This is a genomic window from Serratia proteamaculans (assembly GCF_013337185.1).
In the GTDB taxonomy this organism is placed as follows: domain Bacteria; phylum Pseudomonadota; class Gammaproteobacteria; order Enterobacterales; family Enterobacteriaceae; genus Serratia; species Serratia proteamaculans_D.
The window spans coordinates 459,888-478,160 of record NZ_SWDE01000004.1 but is presented as its reverse complement, the minus strand read 5'-3'; the positions used below and the strand labels follow the sequence as shown (position 1 = coordinate 478,160).

19 protein-coding genes are annotated in these 18,273 nt (G+C 56.2%); 2 read left to right on the top strand and 17 right to left on the bottom strand.

The window, feature by feature from the left end:
• Nucleotides 1-16 precede the first annotated feature (16 nt).
• The 7 genes from FCL49_RS18355 to FCL49_RS18325 all read right to left on the bottom strand — a co-directional run bounded on the left by FCL49_RS18355 (nt 17) and on the right by FCL49_RS18325 (nt 5,593).
• Nucleotides 17-1,228 (bottom strand): NAD(P)/FAD-dependent oxidoreductase, encoded by a 1,212-nt coding sequence (locus tag FCL49_RS18355; protein WP_174354638.1) that lies wholly within the window; start codon nt 1,226-1,228, stop codon nt 17-19.
• Nucleotides 1,225-2,166 (bottom strand): VOC family protein, encoded by a 942-nt coding sequence (locus FCL49_RS18350; protein ID WP_174354637.1) that lies wholly within the window; start codon nt 2,164-2,166, stop codon nt 1,225-1,227. The genes FCL49_RS18355 and FCL49_RS18350 overlap by 4 nt, the downstream gene beginning before the upstream one ends.
• A 159-nt stretch (nt 2,167-2,325) precedes the next feature.
• Nucleotides 2,326-3,120 (bottom strand): IclR family transcriptional regulator, encoded by a 795-nt coding sequence (locus FCL49_RS18345; RefSeq protein ID WP_012146667.1) that lies wholly within the window; start codon nt 3,118-3,120, stop codon nt 2,326-2,328.
• A gap of 28 nt (nt 3,121-3,148) precedes the next feature.
• Entirely contained in the window at nt 3,149-3,904 is a 756-nt protein-coding gene (locus tag FCL49_RS18340) for an SDR family oxidoreductase (protein WP_174354636.1), read from the bottom strand.
• Nucleotides 3,901-4,944 (bottom strand): aromatic ring-hydroxylating oxygenase subunit alpha, encoded by a 1,044-nt coding sequence (locus FCL49_RS18335; RefSeq protein WP_174354635.1) that lies wholly within the window; start codon nt 4,942-4,944, stop codon nt 3,901-3,903. Before FCL49_RS18335 ends, FCL49_RS18340 begins: the two co-directional genes overlap by 4 nt.
• Nucleotides 4,945-4,964: 20 nt before the next feature.
• Entirely contained in the window at nt 4,965-5,273 is a 309-nt protein-coding gene (locus FCL49_RS18330) for a recombinase-like helix-turn-helix domain-containing protein (protein WP_012146670.1), read from the bottom strand.
• Nucleotides 5,274-5,275: 2 nt separating this feature from the next.
• On the bottom strand, nt 5,276-5,593 hold the full coding sequence (locus FCL49_RS18325) for a non-heme iron oxygenase ferredoxin subunit (RefSeq protein ID WP_012146671.1): 318 nt from the start codon (nt 5,591-5,593) through the stop codon (nt 5,276-5,278).
• A 394-nt stretch (nt 5,594-5,987) separates the two neighbouring features.
• Here FCL49_RS18325 and FCL49_RS18320 point away from each other — a divergent pair, with 394 nt between their 5' ends.
• Nucleotides 5,988-7,235, top strand: a complete 1,248-nt coding sequence (locus FCL49_RS18320) for an MFS transporter (protein ID WP_174354634.1) — start codon at nt 5,988-5,990, stop codon at nt 7,233-7,235.
• 50 nt (nt 7,236-7,285) lie between these two features.
• Here the strand turns inward: FCL49_RS18320 and rluF are convergent, their stop codons facing one another.
• The 7 genes from rluF to FCL49_RS24820 all read right to left on the bottom strand — a co-directional run bounded on the left by rluF (nt 7,286) and on the right by FCL49_RS24820 (nt 15,070).
• Nucleotides 7,286-8,146, bottom strand: coding sequence for a 23S rRNA pseudouridine(2604) synthase RluF (rluF, locus tag FCL49_RS18315; protein ID WP_174354633.1), 861 nt, complete (start codon nt 8,144-8,146; stop codon nt 7,286-7,288).
• 53 nt (nt 8,147-8,199) lie between these two features.
• Nucleotides 8,200-9,120 carry an agmatinase gene (gene speB, locus FCL49_RS18310; protein ID WP_112347337.1) on the bottom strand — a complete coding sequence of 307 codons (921 nt, stop codon included), beginning with the start codon at nt 9,118-9,120 and terminating at the stop codon, nt 8,200-8,202.
• 656 nt (nt 9,121-9,776) lie between these two features.
• Nucleotides 9,777-10,502, bottom strand: coding sequence for a peptide-methionine (S)-S-oxide reductase MsrA (gene msrA / locus FCL49_RS18305; protein WP_174354657.1), 726 nt, complete (start codon nt 10,500-10,502; stop codon nt 9,777-9,779).
• 16 nt (nt 10,503-10,518) lie between these two features.
• Nucleotides 10,519-12,258: a cytochrome c biogenesis protein DipZ gene (locus tag FCL49_RS18300; RefSeq protein WP_174354632.1), complete on the bottom strand. Its 1,740-nt coding sequence runs from the start codon at nt 12,256-12,258 to the stop codon at nt 10,519-10,521.
• Between the two features lie 13 nt (nt 12,259-12,271).
• Nucleotides 12,272-12,769: a peptide-methionine (R)-S-oxide reductase MsrB gene (gene msrB / locus FCL49_RS18295; protein ID WP_174354631.1), complete on the bottom strand. Its 498-nt coding sequence runs from the start codon at nt 12,767-12,769 to the stop codon at nt 12,272-12,274.
• Nucleotides 12,770-12,957: 188 nt separating this feature from the next.
• Nucleotides 12,958-14,934 carry a biosynthetic arginine decarboxylase gene (speA, locus tag FCL49_RS18290; RefSeq protein WP_174354630.1) on the bottom strand — a complete coding sequence of 659 codons (1,977 nt, stop codon included), beginning with the start codon at nt 14,932-14,934 and terminating at the stop codon, nt 12,958-12,960.
• On the bottom strand, nt 14,927-15,070 hold the full coding sequence (locus tag FCL49_RS24820; protein WP_112347340.1) for a virulence promoting factor: 144 nt from the start codon (nt 15,068-15,070) through the stop codon (nt 14,927-14,929). The genes speA and FCL49_RS24820 overlap by 8 nt, the downstream gene beginning before the upstream one ends.
• A gap of 759 nt (nt 15,071-15,829) precedes the next feature.
• On the opposite strand from FCL49_RS24820, the gene metK reads away from it, so the two are divergent.
• The gene (metK, locus tag FCL49_RS18280; protein WP_174354629.1) at nt 15,830-16,984 is read left to right on the top strand and encodes a methionine adenosyltransferase; all 1,155 of its coding nucleotides are present in this window, start codon (nt 15,830-15,832) and stop codon (nt 16,982-16,984) included.
• A gap of 99 nt (nt 16,985-17,083) precedes the next feature.
• Here the strand turns inward: metK and nadS are convergent, their stop codons facing one another.
• The 3 genes from nadS to FCL49_RS18265 all read right to left on the bottom strand — a co-directional run bounded on the left by nadS (nt 17,084) and on the right by FCL49_RS18265 (nt 18,207).
• Nucleotides 17,084-17,368, bottom strand: a complete 285-nt coding sequence (gene nadS, locus FCL49_RS18275) for a NadS family protein (protein WP_174354628.1) — start codon at nt 17,366-17,368, stop codon at nt 17,084-17,086.
• Between the two features lies 1 nt (nt 17,369).
• Nucleotides 17,370-17,702, bottom strand: a complete 333-nt coding sequence (locus FCL49_RS18270; RefSeq protein WP_174354627.1) for a type II toxin-antitoxin system RelE/ParE family toxin — start codon at nt 17,700-17,702, stop codon at nt 17,370-17,372.
• Nucleotides 17,703-18,054: 352 nt separating this feature from the next.
• Nucleotides 18,055-18,207: a Hok/Gef family protein gene (locus FCL49_RS18265; protein ID WP_174354626.1), complete on the bottom strand. Its 153-nt coding sequence runs from the start codon at nt 18,205-18,207 to the stop codon at nt 18,055-18,057.
• Nucleotides 18,208-18,273: the final 66 nt, after the last annotated feature.

The window sequence follows — 18,273 nt, the reverse complement described above, 5'->3', positions numbered from 1 at the left end:
CCCGAGGTTACGGGCGTTATTTCAACGCCATCAAAGAAAACTCTGCGTCCGCCAACTGCTGCGGCTCCAACACTCGCCCACTGGCCAGCCAGCGCTTACCCAGCTTGATGGTGCGTGCGTCGTTAAACGCCACCATCTGCACCAACTGCCGGTCGGCATTCAGCGTGAAGAACACCTGTGACTGTGGCGTACGCCGCACCACGTGATGTACGCCGCCGGTCGGTATGCCGAGGATCTGGATATTGGCGTCGTATTGATCCGACCAAAGCCAGGCCACGTCATCGTAAGGTGAGGCAAAGGCATCCAGCATCGCGCAGGCAGTGCTGATCGCCTGATTCTGCGCATAGGCCCAGGATTGCAGGCACAGACCCAGCGTCGGGTGGCGCGCGACGTCGCCGGCGGCGAAGATCGCCGGGTGGCTGGTGCGTCCCTGGCCATCAACCACGATACCGGCGTCAACCTTCAGCCCGGCGCTATACGCCAGTTCCAGATTCAACTCCACGCCGATCCCCACTACCACCAGATCAAATTCCTGAGGATCGCTGCTGTCGCTGCAGATCCAGGCGCTGCCGTTACGATCTTCCAGTTGGATGTCACCGCAGCCGCAATGCACCGTTACGCCCTGCTGCTGATGCAGTTCGAGCAACGCCTGGGAAACGTCCGCACCGACGCTGCGCATACACAATGCAGGCTGGCGCTCAAACACCGTGACCTCAGCCCCGAGGCGCCGGGCCGAAGCGGCGATTTCCAGGCCGATCCAACCGCCGCCGACGATGGCCAGCTTACGGCAGTCCTGCAACGCCTGGCGCAGTCGGCTGGCATCGTCCCAGGAGCGCAGCGTCATAACGCGCGGATGACTGGCCCAACGGGCGTCCGGCAGACGCGGTCGCCCACCGGTGGCGATCAGCAGTTGATCAAACTGCAGCTGTCGGCCGTCGCTGAGAGTGACAATTTGTTGCTGTGCTTCAATGGCTTCGGCACGCATCGGGCGGCACCAGTTGATGTTTAACCCGGCCACCACCTGCTCACTGAACAGTCGGCTGAGCGGCGCATTGCCGTCCAGCAACGCCGCCTTGGAAAGTGGCGGACGTTCATAAAAGTCATAGGGCTCGTCGCTAACCACCGTCAGCTTGCCGGTGTAGCCGCGGTCACGCAGCGTTTTCGCTGCCCAACCCCCGGCCTGCCCACCGCCGATGATCAGGATGCCCGCCGCTTCTGGCTGGCTCATAACGCCTCCGGCTTCTTATGCTGGCGACGTGTATCGTGGTCAATACCGCCTTCCACGGCCCACTCGGTGAAGGACACCAGTGAGTGCTCCAGCTCGCGGGGTTGCCAGTTTTCGGTCAGGTAGTCGTCGTTGGTGTAGTACTCAAATGCCCCGCCGGTCGGACTGTTGACGTACCAGAAATAGGCCGAGGAAATCGGGTGGCGGCCGGGGCCGATAAAGGTGCTCCAGTTCTCTTTGTTCATGGCGATACCGCCGCCGATCACCTCGTGGATGTCGCGTACGGTAAAGGCCACATGGTTCAGGCCGCGCGGACGATTAGGCAATTTCAGCAGGAACAGGTTGTGATGGCCGCCGCGCACCTGAGTACGCAGGAATACCGCGCGATCGATATAGCGGTCCGAGACCTGGAACCCCAGCACTTCACGGTAGAAGCGCTCGGTCGCGGCCAGATCTTCGACGAAGAACACCACGTGGCCAATATTGATTGGCTGCGCCTGGGCATACACCGGGCTTGGCTGATCGATGCGGCGCACGTCGCCCCACTGGTTGATCGGCGACACCGGCAAATCAACTTCCCGCTGCTGACTAACGCAAAAGCGTACCGTCATGCCGTTCGGATCAAGGCACTCCAGTTCTTCCCCGACCAGGCGGAAACCCGGCATCTGCGCCAGCAAGGGCTGCAACGCCGCCAACTCGGCCGGGCTACCAACGCCCCAGGTCATGCGACGCAGGGTCGAACCGCCCTCAAACGCCGCTGGTAGTGCTTCGCTGTGCATCGGATGCAGCACCACGCGCGCCCCGCTCAGGGTAGTGAATTCGCGCTGGGTTTCGCCCCAATGCTGTTGCGCCGCCTGCAGGCCGAAGTCCTGCATGAATTTTTCGCAGGTTGGCAGATCTTCGACGCCAAATTCCAGTTTTTCGATTCCGATTACGCTCATTAATTGTGCCCCACGTTCTCGCTGAATACGGTTTTCAGGCATGATCGAACCCCGACCCATGATTGCCATGAATCTTATCCCTGCCTGAGTCATTGGTAGGGGACGACTCTATTCGTCCCGATTAGTGCGGCGCAGCTTGCGGCGCCCTATGAAAATCAGTTAACCGGCGTTAGCCTGCGGCGGTGCGCCCAGGAAGCCGGAGATTTTCACCGCGGCGTCCCGCACCTCCATGCGTAACCGCTCGCGATCCGCTTTTGGGATCTCATCGGACGGCACCATAATGCTGATCACGGCCTCCACCCGCTGCTCGCGGTTGAAGATCGGGTAGACGATGGAAGAGATGCCGTGGCGGAAAAACGACTCGCCGATCACATAGCCGCGCGCCTTGTCCTGCTGCACCATTTGCCATAGCGTTTCGCGATCCGCCGGGGTACCCGGGCCGCTACCCGGCAGTTGCTCCTGCGGATACAGCAGTTCGAACTCTTCGCGGGTGGCGCTGGTCAGCAACATGCGGCCTAACGAAGTTTGGTGCACCGGCAGGCGGGTGCCGACGCTGACCTGGTTGATTTGTGAACCGGCAGCGCTGACGCGGGCGATGTAGATCACATCGCGTCCATCACGGATCGCCAGATGACTGCTGCACTGGCTGCGATCGCGCAGTTGTTCTATTACCGGCTGACCGGCCTGCGCCACATCCAGCGAGGCAATATATTCAAAGCCCAGGCGCAACACCTTGATGCCCAGCGAGAAAGTGTTGGTGCGTGGATTGCGCTCCAGAAAACCCAGATGCTCCAGCGTTTGCACCACGCGATAGGCGGTAGCTTTTGGCATGTCGACCAGGCGATGCAATTGGGCAAAGGTCATTTCCTTGTGCTGCTCGCCAAACGCCAGCAACAGTTGCAATCCGCGATCCAGTCCTGGGATCAGATATTTACACCCTTGGTCGTCTGCCATGTGCTGCTCCTGGCTAATTGAGTATTGATTAGTTAAAGACGAAGCCACCGTTGACCGGCAACAGCTGACCGGTCACGAAGTTCGCCAGCGGTGACAGCAGGTAAAGCACCGTCCCGTTGACGTCGTCAGGATGCTGCGCCCCGGCCAAGGCCCGGCCCTGCTCGTACAGTTGATGACGCTCGGCAGGCACGTATTCCGTGGCTTCTACCCGCGTCAGGCCCGGAGCAATGGCATTCACGCAAATCCCCTGCGGGCCCAGTTCACGCGCCATCGAGCGGGTCATCGAGATAATTGCCCCTTTGCTGGCCACATAAGCCATTAAGCGCGGTGCGCCCCACAGCGCGGTATCCGAAGCCACGTTAACGATCTTGGCATGCGGGGTTTGGGCCAGCAGCGGTACTGCCGCCTGGCTCACCAGCCAGGTGCCGCGCACGTTGACCTGCATCACCCGATCCCACAGATCGATATCGTATTCCATCATGGTTTTGCCGCCGACACCGGTGGCCAGGGCCGCATTGTTCACCAACCCGTCAACGGCCCCGCCTGCGGCAATGGCGTTAAACGCGGCGCTGATCGAGGCAGGATCGGCCAGATCGATCACCTGGCTTTCGACCTGTGCCCCCTGCTCGCGCAGGCTGGCGGCGCCGTCTGCCAGTTCATCTGCCAGAATATCGCACATCACCACGCTGGCACCGGCGGCGGCAATCGCGGCAGCGAAACTGCGCCCCAGCCCACGTGCTGCGCCGGTCACCACAATACGTTTCCCCGTCAGCAGGCCGTTCACTGCGCCGCCTCCAGCTCACTGAGCCGCGCCAGCTGTTTCTGCGCTTCTTTTTGCATCATACGGCGCAGGCGAGATAACCCGACGTCATGCTGATACAGATATTCACGGCCACGCGCGTTCGGTGCCATGTTTTCCAGCACGATGCGATCCTGCTCCAGGACGTCCCAGTGCAGGGATTCCAGGCGGTTGCGGTACATAAAGCGCCACATGTCACGCTGCCAGTCTTTCACCTTGCGGATCCGCCAGAAGAACACCCGGCAATGATCCTTGTCTTCCGGAACCACCATGCCGATGATCCAGAAGTGGCCGCCCGGTCCAAAGCGCTTTTTGTACGGGATAGACAGGCGCATCCAGTAAGCCCCGCTGCTGCCGAACTCTACCCAGTCAAAGTTGACGCCGATCTGGCCATTCTTCTTAAAGATGAAACCGCTGTCGGTCGGTTCCAGCGCCATGTCTGCCTTGCGATCCCCTTCCGCCATTGAGTGCGACGAGGAATGCAGGTAGGTGCCGTGCATCGGATCCATTACGTTTTCCAACGCGTACTGGTAATTACAGTCCCAACTGGCGGTGCACAGGAAGTTGCTGTACTCGGCTTCGTCCGCCAGCTCCGGTGGGAAAGTCAATTCGGCCGGTTCTTCATCTGCGGTCACGCCGAAATAGAGGAACACCGCACCGTAAGCCTCTTTGGCCGGATAAGAACGCAGGCATTTTTGCCCCACCAGCGGGCAACGATCGACCGCCGGAACGTCTTTAACCGTACCATCACCGCCCACTTCAACGCCGTGATACCAGCAGGCGATGCGATCGCCCAGGTTCCAGCCCATGGAAAGCCGCGCTCCGCGATGCGGACAACGATCTTCCAGCGCGTGGATCGCGCCTTCGCCGTCACGCCACACCACGATCTGCTGCTCCAGACGCGTAATGCCGACCGGGTTATTGCCAATTTCCCAACTGGCCAGCACCGGATACCACATGCCGCGCAGCCCCTGGTCGAGATAGTCCTGCAAGGCTTGAGCGGAGGATGTTGTGTTTGCTGTCATTGTCTTCTCCCGGGTGTGGATCAGAAACCGTTAACGTGAAGGAATTCGCGGAACGCCGTCTCATTCCACGGCTGGCCGTTGCGATCGAACAGGCGACGCTGATTAAGCGCGCTGACGATCTGCTCCAGCTCTTCCGCGCCCTGATCGAAGATCTCTTCCAACGCCGTCACCAGCGCAGTTTCAAAACCGTCCGGCACCCGGGCACGGTTCTGCCAGATGACGTTTTGGAATTGGCCTGGTTGGTGAATTTGACCGTTGCCGCCTTCGCGCGCCGGGATCACCTGTTGGGTGTCCGGCAGCCAGGGATTGAAATCGGTGATGTGCTGCATGATTACTCCTCCGCAATAAAGGTGATTTGGATTTGATTGTCGATCACCCGGGTGGCATAGGTTTGCAGATCGCGGCCGCCTGGCTCACGCAGGCACTGGCCGGTACGTACGTCGAACAATGCTTCGTGCAACGGACACTCGACCTTACCGTCATCAACAAACCCCTGGCTGAGCAAGGCATAGGCATGTGGGCAGACGTCTTCCAGCGCGTAATAGTTGCCGTCGATCAGATACACCCCGACTTCTTTCCCTTCCACGTTGGCGGAGAAAGGAAAATCTTCTTTCACCTGAGACACTTCACACACTTTCTTCCAGCTCATTGCTTCTGTCCTCTATCTGATTGTTTCATATATGAAACTCAGTTTCTTATTTAATACGCTCACTATAAGTCTGGTGAAACTTTCGTCAAGAGAGCAAAGCGGCAATTGTTAATGGAAAGTTGTTTAAACATGACAAATGCGGAGAGGATCACGAAAAAATGCACCGATATGAAAAACTGATGAACATTGTGCTTTTCATCACAAATTCATGGCTAAAAACAGGTTGATCTGGCTGGCGCAATGAGAGTAAAAGTTCTCTCTCACTGGCTAACCACTCTTTTTAATAACAATAAATTTACATTTAGGTGACTCAAGCCTGCTTTTCAGCACTGTGAAATCAGCGGGTTAGTTCTCTGCTGCCTGAATTTGTTAACCACCCGCCAAAGGAACTCAGATGGAGCGTATTGTGCAACAACGTCAACGCTGGTTCGGGGTCATGGCCCTGCTGTTTTTGATCGTCATCGCCTATGCCGATCGGGTCAATATCGCCGTGATGCTGGTTAACCCCGACTTCCTGCAACACTTCCAGCTCGGGGGTAACCGCGCGCATCAGGGTATGTTGATGACGGTGTTTTTACTCGGCTACGGGCTTTCCGCCATGCTGCTGACGCCGTTCCTGGAAACGCTGATGGGTTATCGCCGTGCGCTGACGCTGAGCATTGTGCTGTGGGCGTTGCTCACCGCCGCCTCGCCGTTGGCAGGGTCGCTGCTGCTGTTATTTGCGGTGCGCGTATTGTTGGGTGTCAGTGAGGGGCCGTTGTTCTCGTTGAAAACCATGTATATCAGCGATCACTTCGCTGCCGATGAACGCGGCAAGCCCAATGCGGTCAGCACCCTTGGCGTCTCGTTGGGGCTGGTGATTGGCTTTCCGCTGGTGAGTTTCCTGATGGCGCACTTCGGCTGGGCGGTATCTTTCTATTTGCTGGCGCTAATCAACCTGTTGCTGGGGCTGGCGTTGGTACGGCTGTTTATCCACCCCGCCGCATTGCCGTCGCGCGCCGTTGACTCAAGGCCGATCCTGCAACGCGTCTGGGATACTTTTGCCCTCGCCTGGCGCACCCCGATGCTCGGCTGGATCATGCTTATCGAGATCGCTACCCTCAGCTACCTGTGGGGATCCAGTTCCTGGCTACCGGCCTACCTGACCGACGAGAAAGGCTTTTCCATCAAACAGATGGGCTGGATGGCCTCGTTGCCGTTTATCGTCAGCATCGGCTCAAAATACCTCGGGGGCGTGCTGCTCGATCGCATCCGCCCTTATCAGGCACCGCTGATTTTCGCCTTTGGCGGTGCGGCGACCGCGCTGTGCATCTATGGCGTGATGCATAGCGAACAGCTCGGCTGGATCGCCTTTTTCCTGCTGGCGGCCAATGCCTGTTGGGGCGCTCAGGGTGCCGCAATCCCGACGCTGTTACAGCATTATGCGCAGCCGCAGGCAGTCGGCAGCGCCTATGGGCTGATTAACGGCATCGGCAATATGTTCTCGGCGTTTGTACCTATGATTATGGGCATGGTGATGGCCAGCCAGGGCAAGGTGTCTTCGGGATTTGCGGTGCTGATCGTGTCACAGGGGGTGACATTATTGGCAGGTGGCGTGTTGTTCAGCCGGATGCTGATGACGCGTGAGGCAAAGCGGGCGTAAAAGGGTCGGGGCAGATAACGCGCCCCGACTCATATTCATGTTACTGCGGCTTAACGCCCTTTCTTTTTACGGCCAGGCTGAGCGAAGCGCTTACGAGCAGGAGCACCTCCGGCTGGCTTTTCGGCGCTTTTCGGCGCACTGGCGGGCTTTTTCACCGCCGGTTTGGCTTTTTTCGCCGGCTTGGCTTCCGAGGAAGAACCCTCGATCGATTTAAACAACTCGACCAGTTCATCGTCGGTTAAGTCACGCCATTCACCCGGTGGCAACCCGGCCATGCTCACATTCATAATGCGAGTACGCTCCAGCTTGGTGACCTCATAGCCGAAATGCTCACACATGCGGCGGATCTGGCGGTTAAGCCCCTGCACCAGCACGATGCGAAACACAAAGGGCGCTTCTTTCTTCACCTTGCACTTTTTGGTCACCGTACCCAGCATCGGCACGCCGGCCCCCAGGCCACGAATGAAGTCGTCGGTTACCGGTTTGTTGACCGTGACCAAATATTCTTTCTCGTGATCGTTGCCCGCCCGCAGGATCTTGTTCACCAGATCGCCGTGGTTGGTGAGGAAGATCAGGCCCTGTGAATCTTTATCCAGTCGCCCGATCGGGAAGATGCGGGTACTGTGATTCACGAAATCGACAATATTGTCTTTCTCGCCTTCTTCCGTAGTGCTGACAATACCGACTGGCTTGTTCAACGCAATAAAGATCAGATTGTCTTCGTTACGCGGTTCAATCAGCTGACCGTTGACCTTGACGACGTCGCCTGGGAACACCTGATCGCCAAGCGTCACGCGCTTGCCATTGATAAAAACATTGCCTTGTTCGATGTAACGATCGGCATCGCGGCGCGAGCAGATACCGCTCTCGCTTATATATTTGTTGAGACGTGTTGAAGGCTTGGTCAGCATGCTATCTCCATGGACTCTGGCCTCTGAAAGGCCAGAGTTTAAGCTGTTACTGTTTAAGATTGCTTCTTGGCAGCCTGCAGATACAGCATTTCCAGGCCCAGGGTCGCCGCGGCCAGCGCGGTGATCTCGGACTGATCGTAGGCCGGTGCCACTTCCACCACGTCCATACCCACAATGTTCAGTGACTGCATGCCGCGTACCAGTTTCAGCGCACGATCGGAGGTCAGGCCGCCGATCACCGGCGTGCCGGTGCCCGGTGCGAACGCCGGATCCAGACAGTCGATATCGAAGGTCAGGTATACCGGCATATCGCCGACGATCTGTTTGATCTGAGCCAACAGGTCGTCCGCGCTGCGATCGTTAACCTGCGCAGCGTCCAATACGGTAAAGCCGTTGTCGTGATCGTATTCGGTACGAATGCCGATCTGCACCGAATGTTTTGGATCGATCAGGCCTTCGTTCGGCGCATGGAAGAACATGGTGCCGTGGTCATATTGGCTGCCGTTAGCGTAGGTGTCGGTATGGGCATCGAAGTGCACCAGCGCCATTTTGCCGAAATGTTTGGCGTGTGCGCGCAGCAGCGGCAAGGTAACAAAGTGGTCACCGCCGAATGAGAGCATGCGCTTGCCGGCCGCCAGCAGTTTTTCCGCGTGCGCCTGCAGGTTGTCGCTCATGCTCTGAGCGTCGCCAAAGTTGAACACAATATCACCGCAGTCGACCACGTTCAGACGATCGCGCAAGTCAAAGTTCCACGGCCAGCGGTTGCCTTCCCAGGCCAGGTTGGTAGAAACCTGACGGATCGCCGCAGGGCCATGACGGCCACCGGCACGGCCGGAGGTTGCCATATCAAATGGAATGCCGGTGATGACCCACTCTGCATCGCTGTCGTAAGGCATAAAGTTCAGCGGAAAGCGCAGGAAACCAAAGGCGTTGGACACTAAAGAATTATCGGGCTGGTGGCCTAAGGTACTCATAGTAAACCCTCATATTTCAACGTTTCGCCTGTTGAAAAATCACACAGGCGCTGGCAAAAAAAAATCCCTCCCGCGTCGTTAGCCCGACGAGAAAGGGATCCATTCGAAATCTGTTTCAGTACTGCTGATGCAGCAGATTATCGCCGCATTTCGTTCGCGCTTCAAGAGCGCGCATCATCATCCCGGCAGCTCGTCGTCACCCAGTATAGACCCTGCATCCTTCCGTTATGTGAACGCGGCCGCTTGCCGTGATTAAATTTTGTGATTTTGGTCCCTTAACCTGACATATAAATTATATAAGTTTGTTAACACCCTATTTAAGAAACAGGTATTTATTAAATTAAAAAACCCTAAAAAAGAATAATAAAATACTTCCGCTAACGATTAAACCTTATATGTCCAGCTAAAAAACAGGCTAACAAATACAATGTTAACAATCATGCCAAAGCGCCATAAACGGATTATCAAACACCAGAAAATTTATTTTTCACTGCAGGCCATAACCTTTTTGTTAAGTTTCCCATTGGGTTACCTGTGTTCTCAGATTGATTCAATCAATGATATTGCCCTGGAAATTATTCTCATCTATGTCCCTGCGTCTATGCTCCTGGTGGATTACCTTTACCAACGCTTCGAAAAATAATTACGTTGCTACGCTACTGTTTCACCAATACGGGCTGCTGGCTATAACGCGTTGGGAATAAATGCTCCAGCTGTTTTATTTTCGGCTGGTCGTTAATCATGATGTACATGGAGTCAGGATGTGCGGTTAGATAATTCTGATGGTAACTCTCTGCCGGATAAAAATGCCCATTGCTCTCGACGCGGGTCACCAGCGGCTGCTCATAACTGTGGCTGGCCTGTAACTGGGCGATATAAGCGTTGGCAATCCGTTGTTGTGAATCACTCTGCGGGAAAATCGCCGAACGATACTGGGTGCCACTGTCCGGGCCTTGTCGATTAAGCTCGGTGGGATTATGCGCCACCGAGAAAAAGATCTGCAGCAAGTCACCGTAAGAAACCTGTGTCGGGTCAAAGGTCACTTTCACCGACTCCGCATGGCCGGTATCGCCGCCGCTGACCTGCTGATAATCGGCAGTTTGCGCGGTTCCCCCGGTATAACCGGAGACGGCGTCGGTGACGCCCTTCACATGCTGAAAGACGCCCTGCACACCCCAGAAACAGCCGCCGGCAAAAATAGCCGTCTCACTGTGCGAGGTTCCTGCCGGCTCATCAACCGCAGGGGCCGGGATCGCCACCGCCGTTTCCGCTCCGCCAAATGACCAGGCGTTCCCCTGCCAGAACACTGCGCCAGCCAACGCCATCACGCCAATGATGGCAGAAGATCGCAACCACGTACCGGGCTTGTTTGAACGTTTCATCATATTCACCACTGGATTAGCCGAAAGTGAAGGCATAGGCCGCGACGCCTGCCTGTTCGAATTCGATGCTGAAGGTGTGTTCCCCCGCACCGTCGGTTTGTCGGATCAATTGGTAAAGCCGCTGATCGGTGACCACGCCGCGCCCATCAGGTGCGATATCGGCGCCATGCATTTCACCGGGCGCTTTACCATCCAACGTCACTTTGAAAGCCACCGGCTTACCCCCGCTTACCGGGCCGAGCACCAAATGCAAATCCCGGGCATGGAATCGATAGACGATGCGCCCGTTAGGGGCATTCAGCGTCACGTTTTCACCACCCACGGTCCAGTTTCCTGCAAGGCCCCAATCATTGAGCGGTAAATTTTCCGGTACGCCATAGCGGGCAACCATGTCTTGCTCGGCCTTGCCAGAGGCAAAGTTTTCCGCCCGCGCATAACCCAAATAAGTTTCCGGCGAAATACCAGCCTGATTACCCGCCGCCTGTTCAACCCCCTGCCCGGCAACCTGGCTAACGGCGGTGCTGATATTTTTGGCACCAGCCTGACGCAGCAATTCCTGGATCACCCGCTCAGACTGCGCATAATCACCTTCGCCAAAATGCTGGTAACGGATATGCCCGCTGGCATCAATAAAGTAGTGGGCAGGCCAATATTGATTGTTGAACGCACGCCAGATGCTGTAGTTGTTATCGATAGCGATCGGGTAGTCGATACCCAGTTTTTTCGCCTCTTTGGTGACGTTGCCAATGTCTCTCTCGAAGGCAAACTCCGGCGCATGCACGCCAATCACCACCAACCCCTGGTCGCGATATTTCTCTGCCCATGCCTTCACATAAGGCAAAGTACGCAGGCAGTTAATGCAGGAGTAAGTCCAGAAATCCACCAGCACCACCTTGCCACGCAGGGACTCAGCGGTCAGCGGCGGGGAATTTAACCACTGCACGGCCCCTGACAGCGCCGGCATCTCGCCCAGATCGTCCAATACTGGCTGTGTGTCGACCGCCGTTTGCATCGGCAGTTTTGCCGGCGTGGCGGCAGGGGTAAACATCTGCACCAAGCGTTGTTCAATGCCACCGGTAGACGCGGCTGAAATGCGCGCCAGCACTGTGGTATCCAACCCCAATGCAATCGCCACCACCCCAACCAGCATTGCAGCGCCCAAAACCCGGCGGATCCATTCACCAGCCCCCAGCGAACGTTTCATGGCGCTGAATACCTTGCCGCCAATCAGCAGCGCCAATGCCAGCGAGGTCGCCGCCCCGGCGGCATAGGCTAATAACAGGAAAGTTGAACCGACATTCGCCCCCTGCAACGCGGCACCGGTCAGCACCAGACCGAGGATCGGCCCGGCGCACGGCGCCCAGAGCAGCCCGGTGGCGACCCCCAATAACAGAGATGGCCCCACCTGATGCTGCTGGTCTGCCGCTATCTTGTCCGACAGGCGATTGCCGGCCGAGACCAGCGGATGCATCACGCGTTCGGCAACCGCCGGGAACAGCAAGGTGATGCCAAATACCGCCATCAACACCAACGCCAGCCAGCGGCCATATTGATTGGCGGCCACCACCCAGCCGCCGCCAACGGCCGCCAGCGTGGCAAACAGCGCAAAAGTCAGCGCCATGCCCGCCAGCAAGGGTAAACCGGAACGTAAAAAAGGACGATCGGCGCGCGAAAAAATGAACGGCAGCACCGGCAGAATGCAGGGGCTGGCGATAGTCAGAATGCCGCCGAGATAAGCCAGTATCAGGATCAACATTTCGCTCTCCCCATTATGCCTTTTGCGGCGTAAACAACAGCGCCACCCCATTCATGCAGTAACGCAATCCGGTAGGCTGCGGGCCGTCGTCAAATACGTGTCCCAAATGTCCGCCGCAGCGCCGACAGTGGACTTCATCCCGCACCATGCCAAATGATCGGTCCTGGCGCTGTGCGACGGCCTGTTCAAGCGGCTGGTAAAAGCTTGGCCAGCCGGTGTGGCTGTCAAACTTGGTATGAGAGGAAAACAGCGGTAAATCACACCCCGCGCAGGAAAACACCCCGTCGCGATGTTCGTCGTTCAGTGGGCTGCTATAGGGTATTTCGGTGCCTTCTTCACGCAAAATATGAAATTGCGCGGCGGACAGCCGCTGATGCCACTGTTGATCAGTGTAGTTGACTTCAAATTGCCCGGAGGCCGCCGCACGGGCCGCCTTTCTTGGCAATAACCCTAATGCGAGCGCTGCGGACAGGCCGCCGCCAGCCAGAATAAACCGCCGTCTGTTAATCATTATTGTCACCCCGCAAACCGGTCCAACCGATAGTGACAAGCTACAGAGAAATCCCTGTCCGAATCCTCACGGAGAGATAACAAATTTGTGATAACTGATAGGGGGGAAAGAAATATCGAAGGGGACTGTGGGGAAATACCATTAAAAAAGGCCGGACATCAGGGAGATGCCCGGCCTTTCACGGCTACTTACTCATCTTCTAAATAAGTATAACCGTATAAACCGGCCTCAAACTCTTCCAGGAACTGCGCCTGCAGTTCGCTGTCCAGATCGGTTTCTTTCACCTGATCGCGGAATTTGGCCAGCAGCGCGGTAGGATCGAGCTGCACGTATTCCAGCATGTCGGCAACGGTATCGCCTTCATCGGACAGTTCGCTTTCTACCGAGCCGTCAGGGAAGACAAACACGTCAACCGAGGCGGTATCACCGAACAGGTTGTGCATGTTGCCCAGAATTTCCTGATAGGCGCCGACCATAAAGAAGCCCAGCGCCGGCGGGTTTTCCGGATCGTACGGCGGCATTGGCATGGTGGTTGCCACGCCGTCACCGTCGATGTAGTGATCGATGGTGCCGTCAGAATCACAGGTGATGTCCAGCAGTACCGCGCGGCCTTCCGGCGGCTTGTCCAACCCTTCCAGCGGCAGCACCGGGAACAGCTGATCGATACCCCAGGCGTCCGGCATTGACTGGAACAGCGAGAAGTTGACGTAGAACTTGTCCGCCATACGCTCTTGCAGTTCGTCGATGATAGGACGGTGGGCGCGGTTGCTTGGATCCAACTGCTGCTGGATTTTGTTGCAGATGTTCAGGTACAGCTGCTCGGCCCAGGCGCGCTTGGTCAAATCCAGCATGCCGTGAGCGTACTGAGTGTGAACGTCATGCAGGTCCATCTGGCTGTCGTGCAGCCATTCGCGCAGCGAGCGACGGTTTTCCGGCTCGTTCAATTCCTGCCAGGTTTCCCACATGCTTTCCAACGCGCGTGGCGCGTCTTCTGCCGGAGGTAATGGCTCACTGAATTCGTTGCGCTCAACGCCGATCACGTTGGACACCAGTACCGTATGGTGCGCGGTAACCGCACGGCCGGATTCGGTGATCACCGTCGGGTGCGGTAAACCGTGTTCATTACAGGCGTCGCCGATACCCCAGATCACGTTGTTGGCGTATTCGTTCAGGCCGTAGTTCACCGAGCAGTCGGACTGCGAACGGGTGCCTTCATAATCGACGCCCAGACCGCCGCCCACGTCGAAGCACTGGATGTTAACGCCCAGTTTGTGCAGTTCAACGTAGAAACGCGCAGACTCACGCACGCCGGTGGCGATATCGCGGATATTGGCCAGTTGCGAACCCAGGTGGAAGTGCAGCAGTTGCAGGCTGTCGAGACGACCCGCTTCGCGCAGGGTTTCCACCAGCTTCAGCACCTGAATGGCTGCCAGACCGAACTTGGATTTTTCGCCGCCACTCGACTGCCATTTACCGGAACCTTGTGACGCCAGACGCGCACGCACGCCCAGGCGCGGTACCACGTTCAGACGTTCGGCTTCTTCCAGCACCATGTTGATCTCGGACATCTTCTCGATCACCAGGTACACCTTGTGCCCCAGTTTTTCGCCGATCAGTGCCAGACGGATGTATTCACGGTCTTTATAACCATTACAGACGATCACCGAACGGGTCATACCGGCATGTGCCAGCACGGCCATCAGCTCGGCTTTGGAGCCGGCTTCCAGCCCCAGCGGTTCACCGGAGTTGACCAGCGATTCAATCACGCGACGATGTTGGTTTACTTTGATTGGGTAAACCAGGAAATAGCCGCCTTCATAGCCGAACGACTCACGCGCGCGTTTGAACGCGGCATTGATCGAACGCAGGCGATGCTGCAGGATCTGCGGGAAACAGAACAGCGCCGGTAAACGCAGGCCATCTTTTTGGCGTTGTTTTACCAAATCGGCCAGGTCGACACGTGCCTGCGGGACGTCCGGATCCGGACACACGCTGATGTGGCCCAGTTCGTTGACGTCATAATAATTGTTGCCCCAGTAGGCGACGTTATAAGTGCGCAGCATCTTGCTGGCATCACGGTCATTCATAGCAACCTCCTGCATGGAGCGCAAAGATATAGATTCGCCCGTTGCTGACGGACGGTGAATCAATAGATCATCAGACATTACTCGCCTCACATCCCGTACTGACGATACAGTCAGCCACTATCGCAGCTACAACCCGCGAGAACAACCCAACAAACCGCCCTTGCGGCAGCGAATAAAACTGCCGTTCGCGGTCAGCGATCGGTTTATTACTCATATAATTGTAAGACACCCTGTTCAAACCTCGTGAATCGGGTCAAGAAACATCCCACAGGAAGGCTGCAGGCTACCCTTGTTCAGTTCTTCAGACGACCGTTAACCGGCCCGAGGATCCTGAGTAGCGCCCAGGTGTTTATCACACCTGAAAGGTGGTGTAGAGACTAGACGGGAGATAGCAAAAGAATGTGCGCCAGAACGGCACTGTTGCTGAGAACCAACAACCGGTAGACAACGGATCATTAATCCAACCACCTCCACGCACGCCGCCCACAATGAACGACCGAGCCTCTATTAATAGTGTAAGAACGTGACCGTTCTATGAAGCGGCGACGCCAACAGTCAGCGTCTGCGGCTGAAAATCGGGCTACCCAATGGGGATTCACAGAAGTTTACAACTTCTTGTCCCGCACTGTGCACCAAATGAGCCGCGCGCGCAGTTTATACCGATAACACGGGGAAAATGCAAAATGAAAATTTGCCGGAAACTGTTTCAAGCGATGAAAATGGCGTCGCCGGCTTTGCGCAAAAGAGCGAAATGGCAAAAAAATACTGGCAATCCGGCCAAGGCCTGACCTAAAATAGACGTCCAGATGTTAATCCATCTATACTGATTAACGAAGAAACTGCTTAACGGCTTTGCCTGAGGGGCGTTGCAGGATGTATCTCGCGCCGTCAGCGGAAGACCCTTCGCTTTGATGCCGGATCTCCAGCGCTGTGCAGTAATTTCTAACCCGTCTTATGCAAGGTAACGAACACAATGGCTAAACACCTTTTCACGTCTGAATCCGTCTCTGAAGGACATCCTGACAAAATCGCCGACCAGATTTCCGATGCCGTTCTCGACGCCATCCTGGAACAGGATCCTAAAGCACGCGTAGCCTGCGAAACCTACGTGAAAACCGGCATGGTGCTGGTCGGCGGTGAAATCACCACCAGCGCCTGGGTAGATATCGAAGAGATCACCCGTAAAACCGTGCGTGAAATTGGTTATGTTCATTCGGATATGGGTTTCGACGCCAACTCTTGTGCCGTACTGAGCGCCATCGGTAAGCAATCCCCGGATATCAATCAGGGCGTTGACCGTACCGATCCGCTGGAACAGGGTGCCGGCGATCAGGGCCTGATGTTTGGCTATGCCACCAACGAAACCGAAGTGCTGATGCCTGCACCGGTGACCTACGCACACCGTCTGGTGCAGCGCCAGGCCGAAGTGCGCAAGAACGGCACTCTGCCGTGGTTGCGTCCGGATGCAAAAAGCCAGGTCACCTTCCAGTACGACGACGGTAAAATCGTTGGTATCGACGCGGTAGTGCTGTCCACTCAACATTCCGAAGATATTTCTCTGAAAGACCTGCAAGAAGCAGTGATGGAAGAGATCATCAAACCGGTTCTGCCTACCGAATGGTTGAGCGCCGCCACCAAATACCACATCAACCCAACCGGCCGTTTCGTTATCGGTGGCCCAATGGGTGACTGCGGTCTGACCGGGCGTAAAATCATCGTTGATACCTACGGCGGCATGGCTCGTCACGGCGGCGGTGCATTCTCCGGTAAGGATCCGTCCAAGGTTGACCGTTCAGCAGCCTACGCTGCGCGCTACGTAGCAAAAAACATCGTTGCTGCCGGCCTGGCTGACCGCTGTGAGATCCAGGTTTCCTACGCTATCGGCGTAGCAGAACCGACCTCCATCATGGTGGAAACCTTCGGTACCGAGAAGATCCCCACCGAGCAATTGACTCTGCTGGTGCGCGAGTTCTTCGATCTGCGCCCATACGGCCTGATCCAGATGATGGATCTGCTGCAGCCGATCTACCGCGAAACTGCTGCCTATGGCCACTTCGGTCGTGAGCACTTCCCTTGGGAAGCAACCGACAAAGCAGCCCTGCTGCGCGATGCTGCCGGCCTGAAATAAGCCTGGGTATCGGAAGTGTAAACGGCGAGCTTAAGCTCGCCGTTTTGTTTTTATGGGATGGGGTACAGACTACGGATGAGACAACAATCGTCGCGTTAACTAATGCGCAGCAAGCTCGCGGAAGAATTCAGGGTTAGCCTGGATGGCCGCCAACACCTTTGCCGCCAGACCTGTTGGGTTACGTCTTTTGGTTTCCCAGCTTTTGATGGTATCAACGCTGGTACCGAGCGCCTTTGCCATTTCGCTCTGTGAAACGTTCAGTTGCTCCCGAATCGCCTTCACATCTGCGATAGCATAACGAGTGACATTGGCCGGTGCAGTAACGCCATTTTTAATGTCGACAGCCTCTTCAAGAGACGTTTTCATATCGTCAAAAAAGCTCATGTCACACCTCATCTTTCAGCAATTTCGTCAATTTCTTCAGCACTGACTTTTCTGTCTCGGTCAGACTGTCTTTAATACTTTTCGGGTAGGCCATCACCAGATAAATAACCTCTTCGGTTGCCAGAAAGTAAATCACCCTGGCACTGCCGCTTTTCCCCTGGGATCCTGTTGCCATCCTGATTTTTCGCAGGCCGCCGGTTTTCTGAATCAGATCGCCTTTGCCTGGTGATTCGATGAGTTCTTTCTGGAGGTCTTTTAGCTCGTCGTCCGTGGCTATTTGCTTTACCTGCCGTGTGAACATCGGGGTCTCAATAAATACTAGCGCATGACTCACTGGCACCCTCTCCATGTTGAGGTACACGATACACTATGAGATGTACTACGTACACCAAGGTAATTTGAGTGTATGGATGCATCTTTCCTTGCCTCTCGACCAGAGAGGAGCACCCGCCCGCAGTATATTCACCTTCTTCCAGAGCGCGACGCCCATTTCCACACTGAATGTCATAGCTGCGCAGCAATGCGCAAAGCACTGCAACAGCCTGAAAACACAACAGTGCCAGCCAAGATTGCCAAAGTGAAAACGGCAAGCCGAGGCCTGCCGTTTTTGTTTTTATCGGATGGGTGCTCATGGATCAACGCACAAACAACCAACAGGCGGGAGCAATGCCCGCCGTTGGGTTGCCTTACCCTTTGGATTCGTAAGCCAGAATGGCTGCAACTTCCGTGTCGCCCAGCTTGATGCGCAATTCGCACAGCGAACCGCGGGTGAGCCACATAAGCGCAATCAGCGTCATGCAGATAATCATCAGCCTTGGAACGGTCCGTCCCTGCTGCATTTTTGACCTCCTTTTCCTTGCCTCTCGGCAGGTAAGAAGCTAACCTAACGTTGTGTGGCGTTAGAG

Coding starts and splice junctions, on each gene's coding strand:
- metK (WP_174354629.1), top strand. CDS start 15,830: ATGGCTAAACACCTTTTCACGTCTGAATCCGTCTCTGAAGGACATCCT.
- msrA (WP_174354657.1), bottom strand. CDS start 10,502: ATGAAACGTTCAAACAAGCCCGGTACGTGGTTGCGATCTTCTGCCATC.
- FCL49_RS18345 (WP_012146667.1), bottom strand. CDS start 3,120: ATGGCAGACGACCAAGGGTGTAAATATCTGATCCCAGGACTGGATCGC.
- rluF (WP_174354633.1), bottom strand. CDS start 8,146: ATGCTGACCAAGCCTTCAACACGTCTCAACAAATATATAAGCGAGAGC.
- FCL49_RS18355 (WP_174354638.1), bottom strand. CDS start 1,228: ATGAGCCAGCCAGAAGCGGCGGGCATCCTGATCATCGGCGGTGGGCAG.
- speB (WP_112347337.1), bottom strand. CDS start 9,120: ATGAGTACCTTAGGCCACCAGCCCGATAATTCTTTAGTGTCCAACGCC.
- FCL49_RS18320 (WP_174354634.1), top strand. CDS start 5,988: ATGGAGCGTATTGTGCAACAACGTCAACGCTGGTTCGGGGTCATGGCC.
- FCL49_RS18335 (WP_174354635.1), bottom strand. CDS start 4,944: ATGACAGCAAACACAACATCCTCCGCTCAAGCCTTGCAGGACTATCTC.
- FCL49_RS18325 (WP_012146671.1), bottom strand. CDS start 5,593: ATGAGCTGGAAGAAAGTGTGTGAAGTGTCTCAGGTGAAAGAAGATTTT.
- FCL49_RS18265 (WP_174354626.1), bottom strand. CDS start 18,207: ATGCAGCAGGGACGGACCGTTCCAAGGCTGATGATTATCTGCATGACG.
- FCL49_RS18300 (WP_174354632.1), bottom strand. CDS start 12,258: ATGTTGATCCTGATACTGGCTTATCTCGGCGGCATTCTGACTATCGCC.
- FCL49_RS18350 (WP_174354637.1), bottom strand. CDS start 2,166: ATGAGCGTAATCGGAATCGAAAAACTGGAATTTGGCGTCGAAGATCTG.
- speA (WP_174354630.1), bottom strand. CDS start 14,934: ATGTCTGATGATCTATTGATTCACCGTCCGTCAGCAACGGGCGAATCT.
- FCL49_RS24820 (WP_112347340.1), bottom strand. CDS start 15,070: ATGAGTAATAAACCGATCGCTGACCGCGAACGGCAGTTTTATTCGCTG.
- nadS (WP_174354628.1), bottom strand. CDS start 17,368: ATGAGCTTTTTTGACGATATGAAAACGTCTCTTGAAGAGGCTGTCGAC.
- FCL49_RS18330 (WP_012146670.1), bottom strand. CDS start 5,273: ATGCAGCACATCACCGATTTCAATCCCTGGCTGCCGGACACCCAACAG.
- msrB (WP_174354631.1), bottom strand. CDS start 12,769: ATGATTAACAGACGGCGGTTTATTCTGGCTGGCGGCGGCCTGTCCGCA.